This window comes from Methylomonas sp. BG-2 (assembly GCF_057766305.1).
This window is the reverse complement of record NZ_JBYMAP010000493.1, coordinates 1-1,202: the sequence shown is the minus strand read 5'-3', so window position 1 is coordinate 1,202 and position 1,202 is coordinate 1. Positions and strand designations below refer to the sequence as shown.

General features: G+C 58.2%; 2 protein-coding genes. Both read right to left on the bottom strand.

The window, feature by feature from the left end; translation table 11 throughout:
• On the bottom strand, positions 1–359 hold a 359-nt coding region (locus tag AC3B8H_RS21560), incomplete at its 3' end, for a formylglycine-generating enzyme family protein (protein ID WP_488443554.1).
• Positions 356–1,202 (bottom strand): formylglycine-generating enzyme family protein (locus AC3B8H_RS21555; protein ID WP_488443553.1); only part of this gene is annotated, 847 nt, incomplete at its 5' end. The genes AC3B8H_RS21555 and AC3B8H_RS21560, both read right to left, overlap by 4 nt.

Here is a 1,202-nt window from a genome sequence, read left to right as displayed (position 1 = left end):
AACGCTTGCACGTTCAACCAATTGACTTGCTCCACCGGATTGTTCGAGGCGTTTTTAAACCGGCTGGGGTTATGCCCCATCACCGCTAGCCATAAAGCCTGGGTGCAGGTGGTATCAGCCAGCCAATAGCCGTGGCTGAGCGTCACTAAATGTTGCGGGCCTTCGTTGTCGAACCGTTCCGGCTCGTCATCCGGCGAGCCCATCAAGAAACTGCCGGGTTCTATCCAGCGCAGGATTTGCGTCACCACCTCGGCCCCGCCATCAATCGCGATAGCCACCCAAAGCCCAAAACGATCATCCCCCCAGGCACTGGCAAACGGCGGCGGAAACGGATCGGGGAAGCGGGCGGGGTCTATCATAAACCGTTTGCCTGACCGGGCTGGATGGACCTCAGACAAAGCCGAAAGCCCAGGTCGCCATAACTAGGGCCACGCCGCGAGGCGCCACGGACGGCCGAGCGCGACCACCTGGCGTCTCCACGCCATGCCCCTCCCCGAATCACGCAAACCTGATCTTGGCTTACTCCCGTAGGTCCGAGCGGATCGATTTGCGCTTGCGCACTATAATCACGAGGTCCATCCTTACACCATTCCCAAACATTGCCGTGCATTTCGTAAAAGCCCCACCAGTTGGCCAACAGGCTTTTGACCGGCACGGTATGTTGCCGATACTCGCCTTTCTCACTCCCACCAAGGTAAGGATAGTCGCCGTGGTAGTTAACTTGTACGGGGGTGATATTCGCGCCGAAGCTGAATGGCATATCTGTGCCGGCCCGGCAGCCGTATTCCCATTCCGCTTCGCTGGGTAAATCGACCCGGCAACCGGGCAGAAAAACTTGCAGCTTTCCCAAAAACTGTTGCACGTCCAGCCAACTGACCTGTTCAACCGGATTGTTTGGGTCGTCATTGAACCGACTGGGGTTATTACCCATCACCGCCTGCCATACAGCTTGGGTGCAAGCGGTATCAGCAAGCCAATAGCCCTGACTGATCGTCACCGGATGCTGCGGCCCCTCACTTTCATGGCGTTCAAGCTCGTCGTCCGGCGAACCCATCAAAAAGCTGCCGGGTTCTATCCAGCGGAAGCTTTGCGCGGCGGTGCCTTGCGGCGTGACCACCAATAGCTCGGCCAATACGCCGTATTCGTCCAGATAGAAGGTCACGCCGGACGCGTACTGGCCTTCCAGATAGATGCGGCCTTGG